Source organism: Novosphingobium bradum, assembly GCF_042646485.1.
Classification (GTDB): domain Bacteria; phylum Pseudomonadota; class Alphaproteobacteria; order Sphingomonadales; family Sphingomonadaceae; genus Novosphingobium; species Novosphingobium bradum.
This window is the reverse complement of the sequence record NZ_JBHRTQ010000018.1, coordinates 2,501-4,387: the sequence shown is the minus strand read 5'-3', so window position 1 is coordinate 4,387 and position 1,887 is coordinate 2,501. Positions and strand designations below refer to the sequence as shown.

The 1,887-nt window shown below is 53.0% G+C and carries 1 rRNA gene (running past one end of the window); it reads right to left on the bottom strand.

From position 1 onward, the window contains the following. Positions 1-1,887: ribosomal RNA gene (locus ACFOD9_RS14775) — 23S ribosomal RNA — on the bottom strand (its annotated part continues 216 nt past the right edge of the window); the annotation flags it as partial.

Below are 1,887 nucleotides of genomic sequence, written 5' to 3'. Positions count from 1 at the left end.
TCAGAAAACAACAGGGTGGTATTTCACCTATGGCTCCACACCAGCTGGCGCCGGTGCTTCAAAGCCTCCCACCTATGCTACACAATTCTTTCCTAATGCCACTCTGAAGCTGCAGTAAAGGTGCACGGGGTCTTTCCGTCTAACCGCGGGTACTCCGCATCTTCACGGAGAATTCAATTTCGCTGAGCATATCCTGGAGACAGTGGGGAAGTCGTTACGCCATTCGTGCAGGTCGGAACTTACCCGACAAGGAATTTCGCTACCTTAGGACCGTTATAGTTACGGCCGCCGTTTACTCGGGCTTCAATTCGGAGCTTGCACTCCTCCTCTTAACCTTCGAGCACCGGGCAGGCGTCACACCCTATACGTCGTCTTGAAGCCGACTTAGCAGAGTGCTGTGTTTTTGCTAAACAGTCGCTACCCCCTGGCCTGTGCCCCCCACAAGTGCTTGCGCATATATGGGGCCTCCTTCTTCCGAAGGTACGGAGGCAATTTGCCGAGTTCCTTCAGGATACTTCTCTCAAGCGCCTTGGTATACTCTACCTGACCACCTGTGTCGGTTTCGGGTACGGTCTATACGGTGGGGCTATTTCCTGGAACCTCGTGAAAGCACGTTCAATCCGATAAGAACGTACAATGTAAGAGATCCGTCACACACCACCAGGCCCACGAATATTAACGTGGTTCCCATCGACTACCCCCTTCGGGCTCGTCTTAGGGGCCGGCTCACCCTGCTCAGATTAGCTTTAAGCAGGAACCCTTGGTCTTTCGGCGAGAGGGCATCTCACCCTCTTTGTCGCTACTCATGTCAGCATTCGCACTTCCGATACCTCCACGACCCATTACCAGATCGCTTCATCAGCCTACGGAACGCTCCGCTACCGCTCGGACAAAAGTCCGAACCCTAAGCTTCGGTGCACGTCTTGAGCCCCGATACATCTTCGCCGCAGGAACCCTTATTTAGACCAGTGAGCTGTTACGCTTTCTTTAAAGGATGGCTGCTTCTAAGCCAACCTCCTGGTTGTTTTGGGATTCCCACATGCTTTCCCACTTAGACGTGACTTGGGGACCTTAGCTGTAGGTTAGGGCTGTTTCCCTTTTGACGACGGACCTTAGCACCCGCCGTCTGTCTGCCGAACAAGACTCGTTGGTATTCGGAGTTTGGTTAGGATTGGTAGATCTCGCGACCCCCGCACCCATCCAGTGCTCTACCCCCAACGGCATACATTCGACGCTCTACCTCAATAGATTTCGCGGAGAACCAGCTATTTCCCGGTTTGATTGGCCTTTCACCCCTAAACACAACTCATCCGAGAATTTTTCAACATTCAACGGTTCGGCCCTCCAGTGCGTGTTACCGCACCTTCAGCCTGGTCATGCCTAGATCACCGGGTTTCGGGTCTAATTCATCATACTCTGTCGCCCTATTCAGACTCGCTTTCGCTGCGCCTACACCTAACGGCTTAAGCTTGCATGATAAACTAAGTCACTGACCCATTATGCAAGAGGTACGCTGTCACCCCCCAAAGGGGCTCCAACTGCTTGTAAGCATCCGGTTTCAGGTACTGTTTCACTCCCCTCATCGGGGTGCTTTTCACCTTTCCCTCACGGTACTGTGTTCGCTATCGGTCACATACGAGTATTTAGGCTTGGAGGGTGGTCCCCCCATGTTCAGACAGGATTACACGTGTCCCGCCCTACTCGAGTCCTCATCCATCACTTTCGCATACGGGGCTGTCACCCGCTATGGCCACTCTTTCCAAAGTGTTCTGCTAGTTGAAGATGAGGCACTGGCCTGGTCCGCGTTCGCTCGCCACTACTAACGGAATCTCGGTTGATGTCTTTTCCTCCAGGTACTGAGATGTTTCAGTTCCCCGGGTTCGCTTC